The following is a 17,142-nucleotide window of genomic DNA, read 5'->3' on the forward strand; positions in this document are numbered from 1 at the left end:
CGAGAAACCATACACAAACTCCTTAACGAGACATGACCTCATGTCTCAAAAAGACCAACGCGTATGGTTTTTCTCAGAGGAGAAGGGTTATTTTTTCAGAGACGAGTGTTTTGGGAGGATCTAAAAGATGGGTCCGACTCAGGCGATAGATCGACCTCGGTTCAACATAAGAGGAAAAGTTAACTGTCAGGGCAACAGGAGAGGCTGAAAACCCCTCTTGTGTCGAAGAGGGGAGATAAGCTTGAGACTCCATACTGCCACAACAGAGGGTGGAGGCTTCGAAACCGGCCATTTCCGTACAGCACGCATGCACCGACTGATCAGCCTCTGCAGCGGTACAGACATAAGGACAGACCACCCAGAAGGCTGTCAGGAACGCAAGCAGACTCACGAACCCTCTCCACCCTCGTGTGGCAAGACCTTGACTCATACGCACGGAGTATAACACCTCCTCAGTCTCCTCGTAAACATTTATTCTTGAGTTAGCCGGGGGGCGATCTTTTTGGCGATCTGGAGGTACTCTTCCTGGCTGCAAACAACCCCTTTGGGCTTCGACGTGTCTGAAGACGACTTCTGGCAGGTCATTTGAATCGCTTTTGATCCCTTCTTGAGATACAAGGTGGCCAAACCACCAGTCGCCTCTTTCCCAAAACCGGTTTCTATCCGATACGAAAAAAAGGCTGCATCCCCCACCTTCGGGATAGCGATCTTCTTCCCCTTCTGCTCATGAGCAACACGGATCTCGTCAAATTCCTTCGGAAGGATCTGCTGGAAACTAATCAAACCTCCCCCCGTTCCTGTAAGAAACAGCTTTTCACAAGAGCCGTAGCCGGGAGGGCGGAAATAGTCCCACGATCCACCCAAAATGCCTGCCGCCTCCGTCGGTGTCAGGACCGATTCCTCAAGGGATCCTGGGGGACAGATATCAACCTCTTCACTGATCTCCTGCGCCGCTCCAAATCGTGGAGACAGCAAGGCTATCGTCAATAAGCTGATCAATAAGAGAGTCTTTTTCATCACCTATCCTCCTGAACCTGGTTCTGTCCGTGTAATCCGGACCCGCGCCTCGTTGCCTGACTCCCCCTCCGACATCCCGAGGACCTCAATCGTGATTCCCCGATTCGAATCGACGAAAGAGGTACCAGGACTGAGCCTGTAATTTCTCGGCACAAACACATCTGTATCTCCTGTACCACCACTACTCATCACAGAATAGTTAGTCTTAAGACGTAGATAGACCCCCTCTGCCAGAGGTGTCTGATAACCATCGGACCCATCAAATCCGATCGGCTTCCGATATTCGATAAAGTAGTAGTGCCCCCCCTCATGAAGCGGGACCTTGACTGTCTTGAGACCATCACCAGAAACCTCTAAGGCCTCTAAGATAAATTCGGTGGCCCCATCACTATCTGAAAGGGCAATTTGTTCTGAGCCGATGAAACCAAAGACCTCCTTGTGCCAGGCATGGTGGTGGTAGGAAGTCGATCCCCCCATCGGAGAATAGGTAGTTCCATAGACACTCGCGCTGCACCCCACATCGAGATAATTATCGATATCAGATCCAAAGGTTCTATCAGGACAGGTCCACGACCCATCATGTTGCAGGTGGCCTATCGTGTGACCCATTTCATGGGTAATCGTTCCTAGGAGCTCTCTTGGCGTAGAACCTTCTCTGAAGCCATTGCTAATCCCACTGAAACCGCCAGCCATTCCCGCAATTTCATCGATAATGACATCAGCATCGGCATAGTGGACTATTGGATCTGCTATCGTCCGTGCAGCACCCCTAATGGCGGTAATATTACAATTCGAGGCAATTCCTCCAATAACAGTCATGCAGTAATCTGACATCCGACCAGGGAGAACAAACGGGCCATACGCATTTCCCGTTATTGTCGATTGGCCATAAGAATTCTCTTCCAGGAAGGCCCGATACGATCGGGGACCGGAAAATACCAGATTGTCAAAATAGGCCGCATCAATGAGATTGCCAGAGGAGTCGTAGCGAGCCTCGGTCGAATCGGCAAACTGGAGATAGACAACCTTCACATTCCAGGAATCTCGTGGTGGACCACATGCGGGAAGAGGTGTTGTGATTTCCGCCGTCCCCAGTGAGTTGTAATCCTGATCGAGGGTCATCACCATATAGCGATTATCAATACCGGGAATGGCATAGTTATCATAACGAGTCCTTGTCGTACCGGTGCCTCCACTCAGACTTGTTCCAAAATAGATACCGTTCCGATAAAAGGCATAGCGAGTAATCGAACAACTTGAATCGGTCGGAATGCTCCACCCTAAACTCGTTCTCGCACATTCGTGAATTGTTGCAGTCAAACTGACAGGGGAACAGGATGTTACATTCGAGACCGGAGGTGGGAATTCAGGACAGGGAGGCATTGTGATCGAAAATTCGGCCCTCCCGATCTCTACATCACCGACCCCCATCATCGTTCTCACACTGACATCATGTCTCCTTCCTGGAGTTGCAAAACGACTTCCAGACGTTTGAGAAGGCATGAATATACCATTTAATTCTCCATCCACAAAAATACGAACGCGGCTGATATTACATTCTGCTCCTGTCGGTAGCTGCCATGACATGAAGAGCAACCTGCAAGCAGCAACGTTAGTGGGATCATAATGCATTGCCATGAGATCAACGACAGGACAGTCACCTGAAACGGTTACCGCACAATTATCGGCATCCAGCGGACAATTATCCGTCGTATCCGGTGTCCCATCCCCATCATCGTCTGAATCACAGGGATTCCCTTGCCCATCACCATCTGTATCGGTCTGGTTCTGGCGTGCCAAGTCAGGACAGGTATCGGTCTCATCGGGGAACCCATCCCGATCCCGATCGGAAGGCGTTGGCTCACAGAGATCCCCGATCGAGTCTCCGTCACTATTAGCCTGATCGGGATTGGCGACCAACGGACAGTTGTCGGTTATATCCGTAACACTGTCATTATCATCGTCAGTGTCACAGGCATCCCCTTCGGTATCGCCATCGGTATTCACCTGATCCGAGTTGAAGAGCAGTGGGCAATTGTCTTCGGCATCGACCCGAAAGTCATTGTCATCATCGAGGTCGCAGAGATCTCCGGCCCCATCGCCGTCGTTATTCCTCTGATCCGGATTGGCGAGCAGAGGACAGTTGTCTGATGTATCAGGCAACCCATCTCTATCTTCATCATGATTACAGGGGTCACCGAACGAATCCTGAGCCGTGCGATCGGAGCAGTCGGAATGATTGCAACGATCACCAACCGAATCCATAGTTGAGAGATCCGCACAATCCGTGTGGTTGCATGAGTTACCGGTTGAATCCTGAGGAGTCCGGTCAGAACAGTCAGTGTGGTTACAGGGATCCCCAATCATGTCTTGGAGCGACAGGTCTGCACAATCGTTGTGATTACAAACATCCCCAACCGCATCTCGGAGAGACCGATCGGGACAATCGTCATGGTTACATGGATCGCCAATGGAGTCTTCCAGAGATCGATCGGCACAATCATTATGAATACAGGCATCTCCAACCTCGTCTCGAGGGGTCCGGTCAGAACAGTCGGTGTGGTTACAAGGATCACCTACTGAATCCTCTGTAGAAAGATCCGCGCAGTCGTTATGAACGCAAGCATCCCCGACAGCATCTCGAGCTGATCGATCGGCGCAATCATCGTGATTGCATGGATCTCCAATCGAGTCTTCCAGAGATCGATCGGCACAATCATTATGAATACAAGCATCCCCAACATCATCTCGAGTAGACCGATCAACACAATCGTTGTGGTTACAGGGATCACCAATGGAATCATCAGGATCAGTGGGACAGGAGTCAACAACATCCTCTCTCTCGTCGTTGTCGTCATTGGTATCACAGGGATTCCCTTGACTATCCCCATCGGTGTCGGTTTGGTCTGTCGATTCCAGAAGAGGGCAATTGTCCGTAGCATCCGCAATACCATCATCATCATCATCAGAATCATCTTCCCGACAGACCCTGCTCCCTCGACTATCAATCACACCGATCTCCCTTGGAGCCAGCCGGGGTTCGCAATCAGTGATATCAGAAGTCCCGTCGTTGTCATCATCGTCATCATCAGGGACGCAGGAAGAGCGCCCTACATCCCCTAAAAAGATACTCACCTCTATTTCACCTTGCGCATCGAGGGGCAAACAGTCAGAGGTGTCCAAAGTTCCATCATTGTCATCATCCTCGTCATCCACAACACAGGAGGAACCCCCACTCTCATTGGTGATCACCATCTCCCCCTCTTGACTGAGCGGATTACAATCCGAACTATCCGGTGTCCCATCCCCATCATCATCGGTATCTCGATTATTCCCTATCCGATCATGATCGGTATCTACAGACTCCCGCGCATCCAAGGGAAAGGCGTCTGCAGTATCAACAACCCCGTCATTATCATCATCCGTATCGGCATTATCCCCTCGACGATCGCGGTCGTTGTCCCGCGACTCCCTCGGATCAAGTGGGAAAATGTCTTCCGTGTCAGGACTTCCATCCCCATCATCATCGGTGTCGGCTTGATTCCCGATACCATCGCCATCGGTATCTACAGACTCTCGACTGTCTCGTGGGAACGGGTCACTGGCATCCGCCACACCGTCGTTGTCATCATCGTCATCGTCGACCAGACAAGAAGATCCCCCTCTGCGATCAATGATATTGATCTCTCCGGAGGCGCTTCGGGGAAAGCAGTCAGAGGCATCAGGCGTCCCGTCATTGTCATCATCCATATCGGCATTATTGCCTGACCCGTCGCTATCGGTATCGAGACTCTCTCGCCCATCCCGCGGGAAGGCATCCCTCGTATCCGCCACTCGATCATCATCATCATCGTCATCATCAACCACACAGGCGGGCATACCAGATCGGTTGTTCACACCAATCTCACCCAAAGCGCTTAGTGGAGAACAATCCGATCCATCCGGTGTTCCATCGTTATCATCATCGTCATCATCCACAACACAGCGACGCCGTCTGGAGGCATCGGTTATCTGTATCTCCCCAAAGGCATTCCGGGGATTACAATCCAGCGCATCCGGAGTGTCATCATCATCATCGTCACTATCGTCTACGGTACATCGACGGGAACCGGTTTCGTCTGTCATAAAAATCGCTACCCGCGCATCGCGAGGGGCACAATCACCCCGGTCAATCGCACCATCGTCGTCATCATCGTCATCGTCGATGACACAAGATGAACCAGCGGATGGATTGACAATGACAACCTCACCATCGGCACTGAGGGGAGAGCAATCATTTCGATCAAGGGTTCCATCGTTATCATCATCGTTATCACAGGCATCTCCACGCCGATCCCCATCGGTGTCTGTTTGGTCATTATTGCGAACCGTAGGGCAGTTGTCCCGGAAATCGGCGATCTGATCCCGATCCTGGTCAGACTCAAGATTCTGTGAATAAAGGGGAAAGGCAAAGAGGAGTAAAAAAGAGAGGGCAAGAAGCTGACTCAGTCGCATAGTCATATCAGGTAGAAGCAACTTACGTGCCACAGATCGACTCAGATCACCAGAAAAAATCTTTGTAATTTGGCTAGTTACCTTTTTGGACCTGCTGACGTGGAGTCAAAATATTCTCAAAGTGATAAACAATTATCAGAATGATAAATGGAGCAAATCATTCATAGTACTCTAACCCAAGATGAGTGATCTGATCTTCACCCATCAGATACCGAAGTGTGTTCTTGAGCTTCATCTCCTGGATGAAGAGATTGTGTTCTGGATAGAGACCGGGGGCAGTCATTGGGCTCTTGTAATAGAAAGAAAGCCACTCCTGAATCCCCTTCATCTTCGCCCGTTGGGCAAGGTCCATGAACAAGGCGAGGTCCAGGACAAGTGGTGCCGCCAGAATCGAATCACGGCAGAGGAAGTCGACCTTCAACTGCATCGGATAACCGAGCCAGCCGAAGAGATCGATATTGTCCCATCCCTCCTTATTATCTCCGCGAGGGGGGTAATAATTGATCCGAACCTTATGAAAAATCTTCCCATAAAGATCGGGATAGAGCTCTGGCTGGAGAATCGTATCCAAGACACCTAGTTTGCTTTCTTCCTTTGTCTTAAAGGAGTCGGGGTCATCGAGGACCTCTCCATCACGATTCCCCAGGATGTTCGTCGAATACCAACCGGCAAGCCCCAAGTATCGCGCCTTAAATCCAGGAGCGAGGATTGTCTTCATCAAGGTCTGCCCTGTCTTGAAATCCTTTCCGGAAAGGGGAACATGATTTTCCTGGGCTAGTTCCATGAGGGCTGGAATATCAGACGTCAGATTAGGGGCCCCATTGGCAAAGGCAACACGCAACTTCAGGGCGGCATAGGCATAGATCATGCTTGGGGCGATATCCGTGTCGTTCGACTCAAGCCCCTTTTCAAAAGCAGCAAGTGATTGATGGACCGGCTTCGGCTGGAGATAAACTTCTGTCGAACCACACCAGACCACCACGAGACGTGAACAACCATTCGATTTTTTAAAAGATTCAATATCCTGTCTTAATTGATCCGCGAGATCCCGCTTCGTCTTTCCTGTTTTCACATTCGACCCATCCAGGCGACGGACATAATTTTTATCAAAAACCGCCTTCATCGGTCGAACCTTCTCCAGTTCAGTTTTTAATTGGTGAACCAACTCCTTCTCGAGGACACCGGCATGGAGCGCCGCCTCATAGGCATTATCAGGGAAGATATCCCAAGCGCCAAAAACCAGGTCGTTCAAGTTCGCGAGGGGAACAAATTCTCTGACGAGTGGAGTCCTCTTTTCAGTCCTCTTCCCGAGGCGAATGGTCCCAATTTGAGTCATCGAGCCGATCGGCTTCGCGAGCCCCTTTTTCACCGCCTCAACACCGGCGATAAAGGTGGTCGAAACCGCTCCGAGTCCGACAAGCAGGATTCCCAACTTCCCCTGGGCAGGTTCAATCATTGGTTTTGTCTTCATAAAATTGCGCTAACCCCTATATGAGCTTTTTAAATTAAGCAACCGTTTCTATTGAGAGACGAAGAGGAGATCAAATAAAGGGGTTTTTATGGGAGCGGAGAACGTCAAAAACAATCAAGTTGGCCTTGGCTGGGGGATATTCGGAGCAGCGATCGGAGGAACGGTTGCCGGAGGAATAGCTGGTTGCCAGGAGATTTTGCGCGGTTCTCCAATGAAAGTCGCCTCACGAGAAATCATCGCATGGGCCCTGATAAGTACGATTGTTGGAATCCCAACAAGCTGGATGACCAGGCGCTTTATGAAAAAAGATGAGGGGGAAAACAGCCAGACCCCTTTTTTAGGACTGGCCGATATGGCAATACTTTCTCAGGTAATCATACAATTTGGTGGTGGCGGAATTATTGCCCGTCTCTTTAATCCCACGGTTCATTCCTTTAGAGAAGCTTTTAGAGTCACCTGTAAAAATCCCCACTCTTTGGGGGCATTCGGTTCTGCCATCTTTGTAGGTCTTTGCGTAGCCGGTGCGCTTTCCTTCGGCGAAATGTGTCGGCTCGCCTGGGTCAGTGCCCAAACGGCAAGAGAGCTTCCAAAATAGACCTATTCGTCAAGAGATCTTCTGACAACTTTCTCTAAATCAAACCGATAATAACATTGAGCTTTTATGGTCAATGACCTTCAAATGAATCGACGGATTCATGACAAGATTGAAGAAGACCTGGAGTCCCTCGGTTCTCTTCAGACACGAATCGAGAATACAACCCACTGGGTTCCCCGTTTCGTATCCAAATGGACATCGGGATCCGGCGATCTCCTCGACGAATCAATCAGCCATAGAAAAAAGGCGTACGAAACCCTCTACCCGACGCGATACACGCTCGAATCAAAAGGAGTCGTCTCCCCTGAAAATCTCAGGGATACTTCGCAGAGGCTCTTGTCCGCCTCCCGTGAGGCCCAAACTGCCAAGGAACTTTGGTGGCAATACAATCAAAAATCAGTCGCCTCGGCAGAAAAATGGGAGTCATGGCTTCAAGCAATATCGGGGGGGATTCTAGGCGGTTTTCTTGTCGGATCGGTCTTTGGATTTTTTCCAGATCGGGGAGACCTCCGTAATTACTTTATTGATAGACTGCCTCACTTAAGCGATCGCTGGACAAAAAATCTTAAAGGTCCCACGTTTCTGCTTTTCACGGGTGCCGCAATTCTCTTCATGGGTTTCATTCATGGAGTTGTTGTCCCCCATGAGCCAGAAGATAAACTACCCGAAAAGGAAGAGCTGAGAAAACTTGCCCTCGAGGCACGGGAGGGGATCAAGACAAAAGATCCAAAAATCCTTCGAAAGATCGGTCAATTTACGATCCGCACCGAACAGGTGGTAGAGACCGAGCTTCTCACAAAAGCGGAAAAAGAGGTGGAACTTTCTCAGTGGAATAGTCTGGGAGAAACTTATCGAGGTTTAGCCGCCTCAAAAAAATCAGACGACTGGAAAGGACAAGTCCAGGCCATCATGCATTACAATTTTGAGAATTATTTTCAACATTATGTCCGGTCGAATGCCTTGATACGACAAGTCCTGAAGGGTTTTGGCGGGAATTGTGAGACATCGACGAAGATGACGATCGCTGCTTTTTATGAATCGGGAATCGAACTCCCCGAGGGATATATTTTAGGGGTACAAAAATTTCGCGACCATATGCAGCCGGTAATCTATAGCACAAAATACGGATGGATGTGGGACCTCATGGAGAATCAATGGACCCAAGAGATTCGTGCCCCGATTTTCCAGGTCACGATTCTCTACCACGCCTTCTTGAAATCGCAGAAGGTCGATCCAAAAGTTTCTGAAAAAGAGCTCCTGATCGCCCCCTCAAATTCCGTCGACGATACCCCCCGCACCGCCCGTCACGACGCGACGAACTCAAACCTCCTCTTCCCTCAAGGGAGCGGCTACTACAACTCCGGACCGGCACCGGAAGAGGCCTACCTGAAAAACCCCTATGCAACTTCCGAAGGCGATCGCTTCCAAACGCCCGTAGAAGATAAGCAAGGAGTTCGTCAGAAAAAAAGAGAGAACCAAGACAAATTAAAAGGGGTTTACGCGCTGGGGGATCTCAGGACGGATTGGAAGCAATATTATGAATCACTATTTTCCAGCGAGGAAAATATCCTCCCCTGTCTCATCGAAAGAGATGGGGAGCTTGTTATTTTTAACAACGTGCTTCAGAGAAATCATTATCGTTCACTTCTCTCCGATGAAGCGAGGGCCAACTTTTTAATGAACCTCGCCTTCAGTTCTCTTTCAGGACTTCTTGATCGATCCTACCTCAATGATTCGATAAATCTTCTGGAGGACTCAAAACAGATTCGGAATTTTGATCGGGAAAGATTCACTTCTGTGAAAAAATTGATGATGAAAATTTTCAACACCATCGCGCTCACTAAAAAATATCTCCCTCCGAGTCATCACACCCAGCTCATTCAAAGATTAAAAGAGGCCTATCCTGAGTTTGAACGGCTCATGAATCTCAAAATAAAATTTGAAAGAGATGTTTTAGAGAATCCGGCCTCGACTCTGAAATTCCTTGGTGAATTGAATCATGATCAGAGATTCAACCTCCTGGAACTCATGGCTGCTATTGGCGGAACTTACCTTTCACCACGATGGGGCGGTTTCTACTCGACGTTCCCTCTGAGCGAGGCGGAGAAGGCCATGGAGAGGGAGGCACAAAATGGAGAACTGCCCCCGGAGGTCATGGTCGACCTGATCCTCTATTATGGAGGGGGCGAAGAGACAACGATCACCCGGCAGTGGGATCAGCAGATCCAGGGAACCTTCCTCCGTCTCAATGGGGATCAATCATACAATAACTTCTTTCTTGAATCGTTCCGCCGGTGGCCCATTCAAATAAAAACGGATGGGGGCGTCCCTTCTGCTACGAAGCTTGGGTTCCTCCTTCAATCTGGAACTGATTTTGAGGAATTTTACGTGATCCCTAAAAACACACGACGTGAGTTTAAGGAAATCCTCACGTCGATCCTTGGCAAACCGGCTCGTGAAGGAGAGATCGTCCACGACCCCGCCCTTCTCCGAAAGATGAGGCAGCAGTACCTCATCCAGTAAAAAAACTAAAAAAAGAAAAAAATTCGCAACTTTTTTTAGCGGACTGCGATGATGTATTTGTTATGAGCATGGTGCATTGGTTTAAAGGCATATTTTCCGCATCCCGCCCGGAGACTCTGAGCGGTGAGGCGATCAAGCAAGGGGCCGAGGTCTCTGAAAAGAGGGGCAAACCGAAGCTGATCGATTTAACGGACGGCTTTTATCTCGTTGAGGCGGCCAAGAAATGGGGCGCTTATTTCTTCCGTCGAAACCGGGATGATTTCGCTGATTTTCGTCAACATGTGAAGACCCATCGAAAGGTCCGGAAACATATCGCTGACTTCTACGATCTACCTGATATTGTTGATGAAGTTACCGAGAAGATCCTCGCCGCCTCCAAGGAAGACGAGCGGTTCAAGCAGCTTTTTAGCTAGCGATCAATTTACCTGTTTCGATCAAAAAGACTCATCCCTTAAAACTCCTGTCTAACACTCGATATTGCACCGCCTCGGCAAGATGCGACGCCGAAATCTGTTCCGAGCTCTTAAGATCAGCAATCGTACGAGCAACCTTCAGGATACGGTCGTAGGCCCGTGCCGAGAGGCCTAATGTCTCGACCGCCTGCTCCAAAATCCTCGCCCCTTCCCTGTCCAGGCTGCAAAATTTCTGGATGAGTTGCCCCTTCATTTGGCTATTACAGTAGACCTTGTGCCTCTGAAATCGTTCCTTCTGGATCAACCTCGCCCGGTTAACTCGTTTCCGGATCTCAGAAGAGGATTCACAAGCGCCCGATCCGGCAAGATCCTTGTACTCTACAGGGGGCACCTCAATCTGAAGATCGATGCGGTCCATGAGGGGACCGGAGATTCGAGTCCGATAATGATCGATCTGCTCCGGAGAACAAGTGCAGGGTCGTCGCCGCGATCCTAAATAACCACACCGGCATGGATTCATCGAAGCGACCAACATAAACCGCGCCGGAAAAGTGACCGATGTCAGGGCGCGAGAAATGGTCATCTTATTCGATTCCAAGGGTTGGCGAAGGATTTCGAGGACGTTTTTTTTGAATTCCGTCAGCTCGTCGAGAAACAGAACCCCGTTGTGGGCGAGACTGACCTCACCCGGTCTCGGATGGGCACCGCCTCCCGCAAGGCCGGCATCTGAAATTGTATGGTGCGGCGAACGAAACGGTCTCTCTTTCAAAAGCGATCTTCGACCATCGAGCTGCCCCACGACGCTGTAAACCTTGGTCGTCTCAAGCGCCTCTTCAAACTCCATTGGCGGCAGGATCGTCGGAAGACGTTCGGCAAGCATCGTCTTTCCGGAACCAGGAGGCCCCATCATCAACAGATTATGCCCCCCTGCTGCTGCGATCTCCAAGACACGCTTTGCCTGAAACTGCCCCTTCACCTCAGAGAAATCGGCAGAAAAAGAGGGACCGTCCTCGAAAGAGAAGGGAGTTGGAATCGCCGGCTCAAGCTTTTTCTCATCCGTCAGGTGCTGGACAATATCAGAAAGATGACGAACCCCAAAAAGCGTGACGTCAGAAACGACAGAGGCCTCAGAAACATTTTTTTCCGGGAGGATCAAGGAGGGGATTTTTTTCTTGCGAGCCATGAGAGCGATCGAGAGGGCACCTGTTATTGGCTTGATCTCTCCATGCAATGAAAGCTCACCCGCCATGAGAATCCGGCCAATTTTCTGCCGGTCAATCAATTCAGACGAGGCTAAAAGTCCAACGGCAATCGGGAGGTCAAAGGCGGTCCCCTCTTTTTTAATATCGGCTGGGGCAAGGTTGATCGTGATGCGCCGGCGATGAAAATGGTACCCCGAGTTTCTGATCGCCGCAATCACACGCTCCTGACTCTCTCTGACCGAAGACTCCGGGAGTCCGACCGTTGTCCATCGGGCAATGCCAGGCGCAATATCGACCTCTACCTCAACAGGGTAGGCATCAATTCCGATCAAACCGGCGCTAAGAATCTTCGACAGCATCGATTGGGAGTGAAGCAAGATTGGTGCCAACATACAGGTCTCCTCGGACCTTCCGAGAGAATAGCTTAGGTTCGACACCACGCTAGTACCAAGCGAGCGAATCGTCTGAATTTCGGAATGACCGTCCGATTTTGCTCCTGTCTTATTCTGTTGCACCCTGCTCATTTTTTTTGATAAACGCCCGACCAAATGAAAATCCACGAGTACCAGGGCAAAGAAATTCTTCGAAAATTCGGCGTCCCCGTTCCTGAAGGAGAAGTTGCCTTCAGTGTCGATGAGGCAGTCAGCATTGCGAAACGACTTAAACCACCCGTAGTGGTGAAGGCCCAGATCCATGCCGGTGGGCGCGGAAAGGGAGGCGGGGTAAAGCTCGCGAAGACGATCGAGGAGGTCCGACAGCATGCCCAGGCGATCCTCGGCATGAATCTCGTCACGCATCAGACGGGGCCGGAAGGAAAGATCGTCAAGAAACTCCTGATTGAAAAGGGCTGTGCCATCGCGCGTGAACTTTACCTCGGTGCCGTCCTCGATCGTACAAACGGCTGTGTCACAATGATGGCCAGCGCAGAGGGAGGGGTCGAGATCGAAGAGGTGGCGAAGAAAACCCCCGAAAAGATCCTGAAACTACCGATCGACCCCCTTTCAGGTGTGAATGAAAAAGAGGCGCTTGCGATCGGGACAAGGCTCGGATTCGATAAAACCCTTTCCATAAATTTTGCAGGATTTGTCCGGGCCCTTTATGAGGCGTATCTGAAGGCCGATTGCTCGCTCGCCGAGATCAACCCACTCGTTGTCACGAACGATCAAAAATTGCTCGCGCTCGATGCGAAAATCAACTTCGATGATAACGCCCTCTTCCGCCATCCGGAGTACGAATCACTCCGGGATCTCGATGAAGAAGACCCGAAGGAGATCGAGGCGAAGAAACGTGGGCTTTCCTATATCAGTCTCGATGGGACGATCGGTTGCATGGTGAATGGCGCCGGCCTCGCGATGGCAACGATGGATATTATCAAGCTGGCCGGCGGCGAGCCGGCGAATTTTCTGGATGTCGGTGGAGGGGCTACCGCCGATCAGGTCACCGCCGCCTTCAAGATTATCCTGGCCGACCCGAAGGTCCGCGCGATTTTGGTCAATATCTTCGGCGGGATCATGAAGTGTAACACGATCGCGGAAGGGATTGTGACCGCGGCACGAGAGACGCATATTAAGGTGCCGGTCGTGGTTCGATTGCAGGGGACGAACGTCGATCTCGGCAAAAAGATCTTGCAGGAGTCAGGACTAAAATTGGTATCAGAGGACAATTTGGGAGAGGCGGCGAAAAGGGTGGTGGAATTGTCAATATAGAGGAAATCATGTCGGTATTGATTAACAAAAACACCAAGGTCATCACTCAAGGCATCACGGGGAAAACCGCCCAGTTTCATACCCGACAATGCATCGCCTATGGGACACAGGTGGTTGCCGGTGTCGTCCCCGGCAAGGGGGGGCAGGAATTTGAAGGAATCCCGATCTTTAATTCGGTGCATGAAGCAAAAGAAAAAACAGGGGCGAATGTTTCAGCAGTCTATGTCCCACCAAAATTCGCAGCCGATGCGATACTTGAGGCGGTCAATGCCGAACTGGATCTTGTTGTTTGTATTACAGAAGGAGTCCCGATCCTTGACATGGTACGGGTCAAACATCTCATGAAAGGGGAAAAAACAGGCCTCATCGGTCCGAACTGCCCCGGCATCATCACCCCCGGAGGGTGCAAAATCGGTATCATGCCGGGGCATATTCATCGGCCCGGCAAGGTCGGTGTGGTCTCACGATCAGGAACCCTGACCTACGAGGCGGTCCATCAAGTGACCCAAATGGGACTCGGTCAATCCACCTGCATCGGCATCGGCGGTGACCCAATCCATGGCGTCGACTTCGTCGACTGTTTGAATCTCTTTAATCAAGATCCAGCAACGGAAGCGATCGTGATGATCGGCGAGATCGGCGGAAGCGATGAAGAAGAGGCGGCTGCCTTCATCAAAAAAAATGTCAGAAAGCCGGTTGTCGCCTTTATTGCCGGCATGACAGCCCCTCCGGGGAAGAGGATGGGGCATGCGGGGGCGATCATTGCGGGAGGAAAGGGAACGGCAAAAGAGAAAGTTTTAGCATTGGAGGCGGCTGGAGTGCGCGTGGCAAAAAGCTTGGTCGAAATTGGTCCTTGTTTAAAGGAGGTCTACCGTGGCTCTTGAAAAAACACTTTCAATCATCAAACCGGACGGGGTCCAAAAAAATCTGATCGGCGAGGTATTGAGCCGATTTGAAAAAGGTGGGCTCCGGCCGATTGCGATCCGGATGCTCCGCCTGACCAAAAATCAGGCCGAGGAGTTTTATGCCATTCATCGAGGGAAGCCTTTCTATGAGCCCCTCGTTCAGTACATGACATCCGGTCCTGTCGTCGTTTCTGTTCTCGAGGGTCAAAATGCGATCAACAAAAACCGCGAGATCATGGGGGCGACCGACCCAAAAAAGGCAGCCCCGGGAACGATTCGAAGGGACTTTGCCGAGTCGATCGATGCGAATATCGTCCACGGTTCGGATGGACCCGAAACCGCAAAAGTGGAAATCAGATTTTTCTTTCCGGATTTGTAAATTTGGAATATGGGGTTATTCAAAGGGGGATCTTATGACAACAGAGCATTGTTCATGGAAACCACGACTTCAAAATCTGGGGCTTCTTATTTTGCGTCTCCTCATCGGATATGGAATTGCCCAGCACGGTTGGGGAAAAATGATGGGTGATATGGCCGGCTTTGCAGAAGGGGCTGTCGCCGGCAAAATGGGACTTCCCTACCCTCTCTTCTTTGCCTGGGCTGCCGCGATCAGTGAAGGGGTTGGCGGAATCCTTCTGGCACTCGGTCTCCTGACACGTGTTGCCGCTTTTTCAATCCTCTGCGTGATGGCCTCTGCCTTCTTCATCTTCCATGGCACCGATCCGTGGGAGGTGAAGGAACTTGCCTTCGTCTACGGTTCAACTGCCCTTTCTTTTATCATGACAGGAGGGGGATGTTACGCACTGGATGCCCTGCTCTTCTGTCGAGAAAAGAAAGATGGAACGATTTGCCAGTAGGCGTTTCTGCCAAGACTTGCCAACTGACACCCAATCCGATACCTTTACGGTACACATGCTTTTCTTTTTAAAAAAACATAACAAAAACAAGATCTTGCCTCAAAAGCAAGAGGTCCCTCAGGAACCTATTTTTGAGACACTCTTTGACTCCTCACCCGATCCGACCCTTTTTTCCGATCAGACCGGTAACATTCGCGAGGTTAATAACGTCACTCAAGAGGCGTATGGTTATGAGAAAAGGGAGTTGATCAACAGAAACCTGTTTGAGGTCGGTCTTATCGCCCGTTCCTCACTTCCAAAACTCTTGAGGGAATTCGATTTTGTGATTGCCGGTTTACCCAGAGCCCCTTTCGAACTCGAAATTTTGAAAAAAGATGGGAAAAAAAGATCGCTCGAGGCGCATGCGCAAGTCGTCAAAAACCAAAACGGACTTCAAGGGGTCCTCATCACCTTTCGTGACATTACAGAACGGAAAAAATCTGAAGATCGACAGACAGAATTCATCAGTCGTATTTCACATGAACTCCGAACCCCGATCACCATTATCAAGGGAGCGGTTGGAAATCTGAAAGACGGCATTGTCGGATCCCTCTCCGAAAAACAGGGACGAGTCGTTGAGGCGATCAGCCGGAATGTCGATCGCTTAAGCCGCCTCGTTGGCAACGTCCTCGATCTCTCCCGCCTGGAGTCAGGGAAGGCCAAGATGAATCTTCGACGCGTCGACATTACACAGGTCATCGAAGAGACGATCCAAAACATGAATGCCCAGGCCAAAGAAAAAGGGCTCCGGATAACGAGTCGTCACCCTGAATCCCTGTCAGATATTTGGGCTGATCCCGACCTGATCGCTCAGGTCATGACAAATCTTTTAAGCAACGCAATTCGCTTCGCGAAGTCGCTTATTTTTGTCGAAACCTCGGAGAACAAACATCAGGTACAGGTCATGGTCAGAGACGATGGACCAGGTATCCGCAAAGAAGATCAGTCAAAACTCTTCAATAAGTTTGAACAGGTCACACGCCCTCTCAGTGGAGGCGAGTACAAAGGAACAGGGCTGGGGCTTTCGATCTGCAAGGAGATTCTCAAAAACCACCACGGGGAGATCTGGATGGAGGGTGACTCTGGCCAAGGGGCGACGTTCGCCTTCCGTCTCCCTCAATATGATGCGATGGCGGTCCTTCGCAAAGAACTCGAAATTTTATTACCTCAGGCACGGAGTCGAGAGGAGCGGGTTGCTGTTGTTCTCATTTCCTTTACCAATCTCGAAGAACAAAAACGGGAACACAGCCTTGAAAAGGTGGAAAAGCTCATCCGCGATTTTGAGATTAAAACACGTGAAGTGGTCCTTCGTCGGGAAGACTTCCTTCTCGACAATGAGGGAGAGGGCTTTTTCGTCGTGCTGGTCAATGTCTCTCCCTTTTCCCTGCCAAATATCCTTATGAGAATCCGTAAAATGATGGAGACTCTTTCCCTCTCAAACCCGGACAACATCTCGCTGGAATTAAACATGGGAACCGCGATCTTCCCCAATGAGGGGGAGACGATCGATGAGCTCCTGAGAATCGCAAGCCATAAGGAAACCAAATGAAAAAAGGTCGTATCCTGATCGTCGACGATGAGATTTTTCTGGTAGAAACACTGAAGGACCGCCTGGAGTTTGTCGGTTATGAGGTTTTAACAGCCGAAAATGGTGCCGAGGCCTTGACCAAACTCCAAGCGCCCCATCCTGTCGATCTGATCCTGATGGATTGCATGATGCCGGTCATGGATGGGCTTCAAGCGACCCAACTGATCAAGGGACATGAAAAATTAAAAAAAATCCCTGTCATTTTCCTCACCGCGCGTGCCCGCAAGGAAGACCGTGAAGAGGCGTTTCGGGCCGGCGCCGACGACTACCTCGCAAAACCTTTTGAAACAGACGATCTGCTCAAAATGATAGAAAAGTGGATCAAGAAGTAG

Annotated in this window: 14 protein-coding genes; 9 read left to right on the forward strand and 5 right to left on the reverse strand. The window is 50.3% G+C overall.

Features of this window, described 5'->3' with window-relative positions; translation table 11 throughout:
* Nucleotides 1-73 precede the first annotated feature (73 nt).
* The 4 genes from HYT76_09505 to HYT76_09520 form a co-directional block, all read right to left on the reverse strand.
* Nucleotides 74-430 (reverse strand): hypothetical protein, encoded by a 357-nt coding sequence (locus HYT76_09505; protein MBI2083782.1) that lies wholly within the window; start codon nucleotides 428-430, stop codon nucleotides 74-76.
* Nucleotides 431-471: 41 nt separating this feature from the next.
* Nucleotides 472-1,017 carry a hypothetical protein gene (locus HYT76_09510; GenBank protein MBI2083783.1) on the reverse strand — a complete coding sequence of 182 codons (546 nt, stop codon included), beginning with the start codon at nucleotides 1,015-1,017 and terminating at the stop codon, nucleotides 472-474.
* 3 nt (nucleotides 1,018-1,020) lie between these two features.
* Complete coding sequence (locus HYT76_09515) at nucleotides 1,021-5,511, reverse strand: thrombospondin type 3 repeat-containing protein (GenBank protein MBI2083784.1); 4,491 nt, start codon at nucleotides 5,509-5,511, stop codon at nucleotides 1,021-1,023.
* A gap of 157 nt (nucleotides 5,512-5,668) precedes the next feature.
* Nucleotides 5,669-6,982, reverse strand: coding sequence for an inositol-3-phosphate synthase (locus tag HYT76_09520; GenBank protein ID MBI2083785.1), 1,314 nt, complete (start codon nucleotides 6,980-6,982; stop codon nucleotides 5,669-5,671).
* Nucleotides 6,983-7,070: 88 nt separating this feature from the next.
* On the opposite strand from HYT76_09520, the gene HYT76_09525 reads away from it, so the two are divergent.
* The 3 genes from HYT76_09525 to HYT76_09535 all read left to right on the forward strand — a co-directional run bounded on the left by HYT76_09525 (nucleotide 7,071) and on the right by HYT76_09535 (nucleotide 10,513).
* Nucleotides 7,071-7,577, forward strand: coding sequence for a hypothetical protein (locus tag HYT76_09525; GenBank protein MBI2083786.1), 507 nt, complete (start codon nucleotides 7,071-7,073; stop codon nucleotides 7,575-7,577).
* An 84-nt stretch (nucleotides 7,578-7,661) separates the two neighbouring features.
* Nucleotides 7,662-10,100: a hypothetical protein gene (locus HYT76_09530; protein MBI2083787.1), complete on the forward strand. Its 2,439-nt coding sequence runs from the start codon at nucleotides 7,662-7,664 to the stop codon at nucleotides 10,098-10,100.
* Between the two features lie 62 nt (nucleotides 10,101-10,162).
* Nucleotides 10,163-10,513: a hypothetical protein gene (locus HYT76_09535; protein ID MBI2083788.1), complete on the forward strand. Its 351-nt coding sequence runs from the start codon at nucleotides 10,163-10,165 to the stop codon at nucleotides 10,511-10,513.
* 31 nt (nucleotides 10,514-10,544) lie between these two features.
* Here HYT76_09535 and HYT76_09540 read toward each other — a convergent pair whose 3' ends face one another.
* The gene (locus tag HYT76_09540; GenBank protein MBI2083789.1) at nucleotides 10,545-12,074 is read right to left on the reverse strand and encodes a YifB family Mg chelatase-like AAA ATPase; all 1,530 of its coding nucleotides are present in this window, start codon (nucleotides 12,072-12,074) and stop codon (nucleotides 10,545-10,547) included.
* A gap of 189 nt (nucleotides 12,075-12,263) precedes the next feature.
* Between HYT76_09540 and sucC the strand changes: the two genes are divergently transcribed.
* Genes sucC through HYT76_09570 form a run of 6 tightly spaced genes read left to right on the forward strand, consistent with a single transcriptional unit; the run spans nucleotide 12,264 to nucleotide 17,142 of the window.
* Nucleotides 12,264-13,421 (forward strand): ADP-forming succinate--CoA ligase subunit beta, encoded by a 1,158-nt coding sequence (sucC, locus tag HYT76_09545; protein MBI2083790.1) that lies wholly within the window; start codon nucleotides 12,264-12,266, stop codon nucleotides 13,419-13,421.
* A gap of 8 nt (nucleotides 13,422-13,429) precedes the next feature.
* Complete coding sequence (gene sucD, locus HYT76_09550; protein MBI2083791.1) at nucleotides 13,430-14,305, forward strand: succinate--CoA ligase subunit alpha; 876 nt, start codon at nucleotides 13,430-13,432, stop codon at nucleotides 14,303-14,305.
* On the forward strand, nucleotides 14,295-14,705 hold the full coding sequence (gene ndk / locus HYT76_09555; protein MBI2083792.1) for a nucleoside-diphosphate kinase: 411 nt from the start codon (nucleotides 14,295-14,297) through the stop codon (nucleotides 14,703-14,705). Before sucD ends, ndk begins: the two co-directional genes overlap by 11 nt.
* Before the next feature lie 34 nt (nucleotides 14,706-14,739).
* Complete coding sequence (locus HYT76_09560) at nucleotides 14,740-15,183, forward strand: DoxX family protein (protein ID MBI2083793.1); 444 nt, start codon at nucleotides 14,740-14,742, stop codon at nucleotides 15,181-15,183.
* 55 nt (nucleotides 15,184-15,238) lie between these two features.
* Nucleotides 15,239-16,771, forward strand: a complete 1,533-nt coding sequence (locus tag HYT76_09565; GenBank protein MBI2083794.1) for a PAS domain S-box protein — start codon at nucleotides 15,239-15,241, stop codon at nucleotides 16,769-16,771.
* The gene (locus HYT76_09570) at nucleotides 16,768-17,142 is read left to right on the forward strand and encodes a response regulator (GenBank protein ID MBI2083795.1); all 375 of its coding nucleotides are present in this window, start codon (nucleotides 16,768-16,770) and stop codon (nucleotides 17,140-17,142) included. Before HYT76_09565 ends, HYT76_09570 begins: the two co-directional genes overlap by 4 nt.

Source organism: Deltaproteobacteria bacterium (assembly GCA_016180845.1).
Lineage (GTDB): Bacteria > UBA10199 > UBA10199 > JACPAL01 > JACPAL01 > JACPAK01.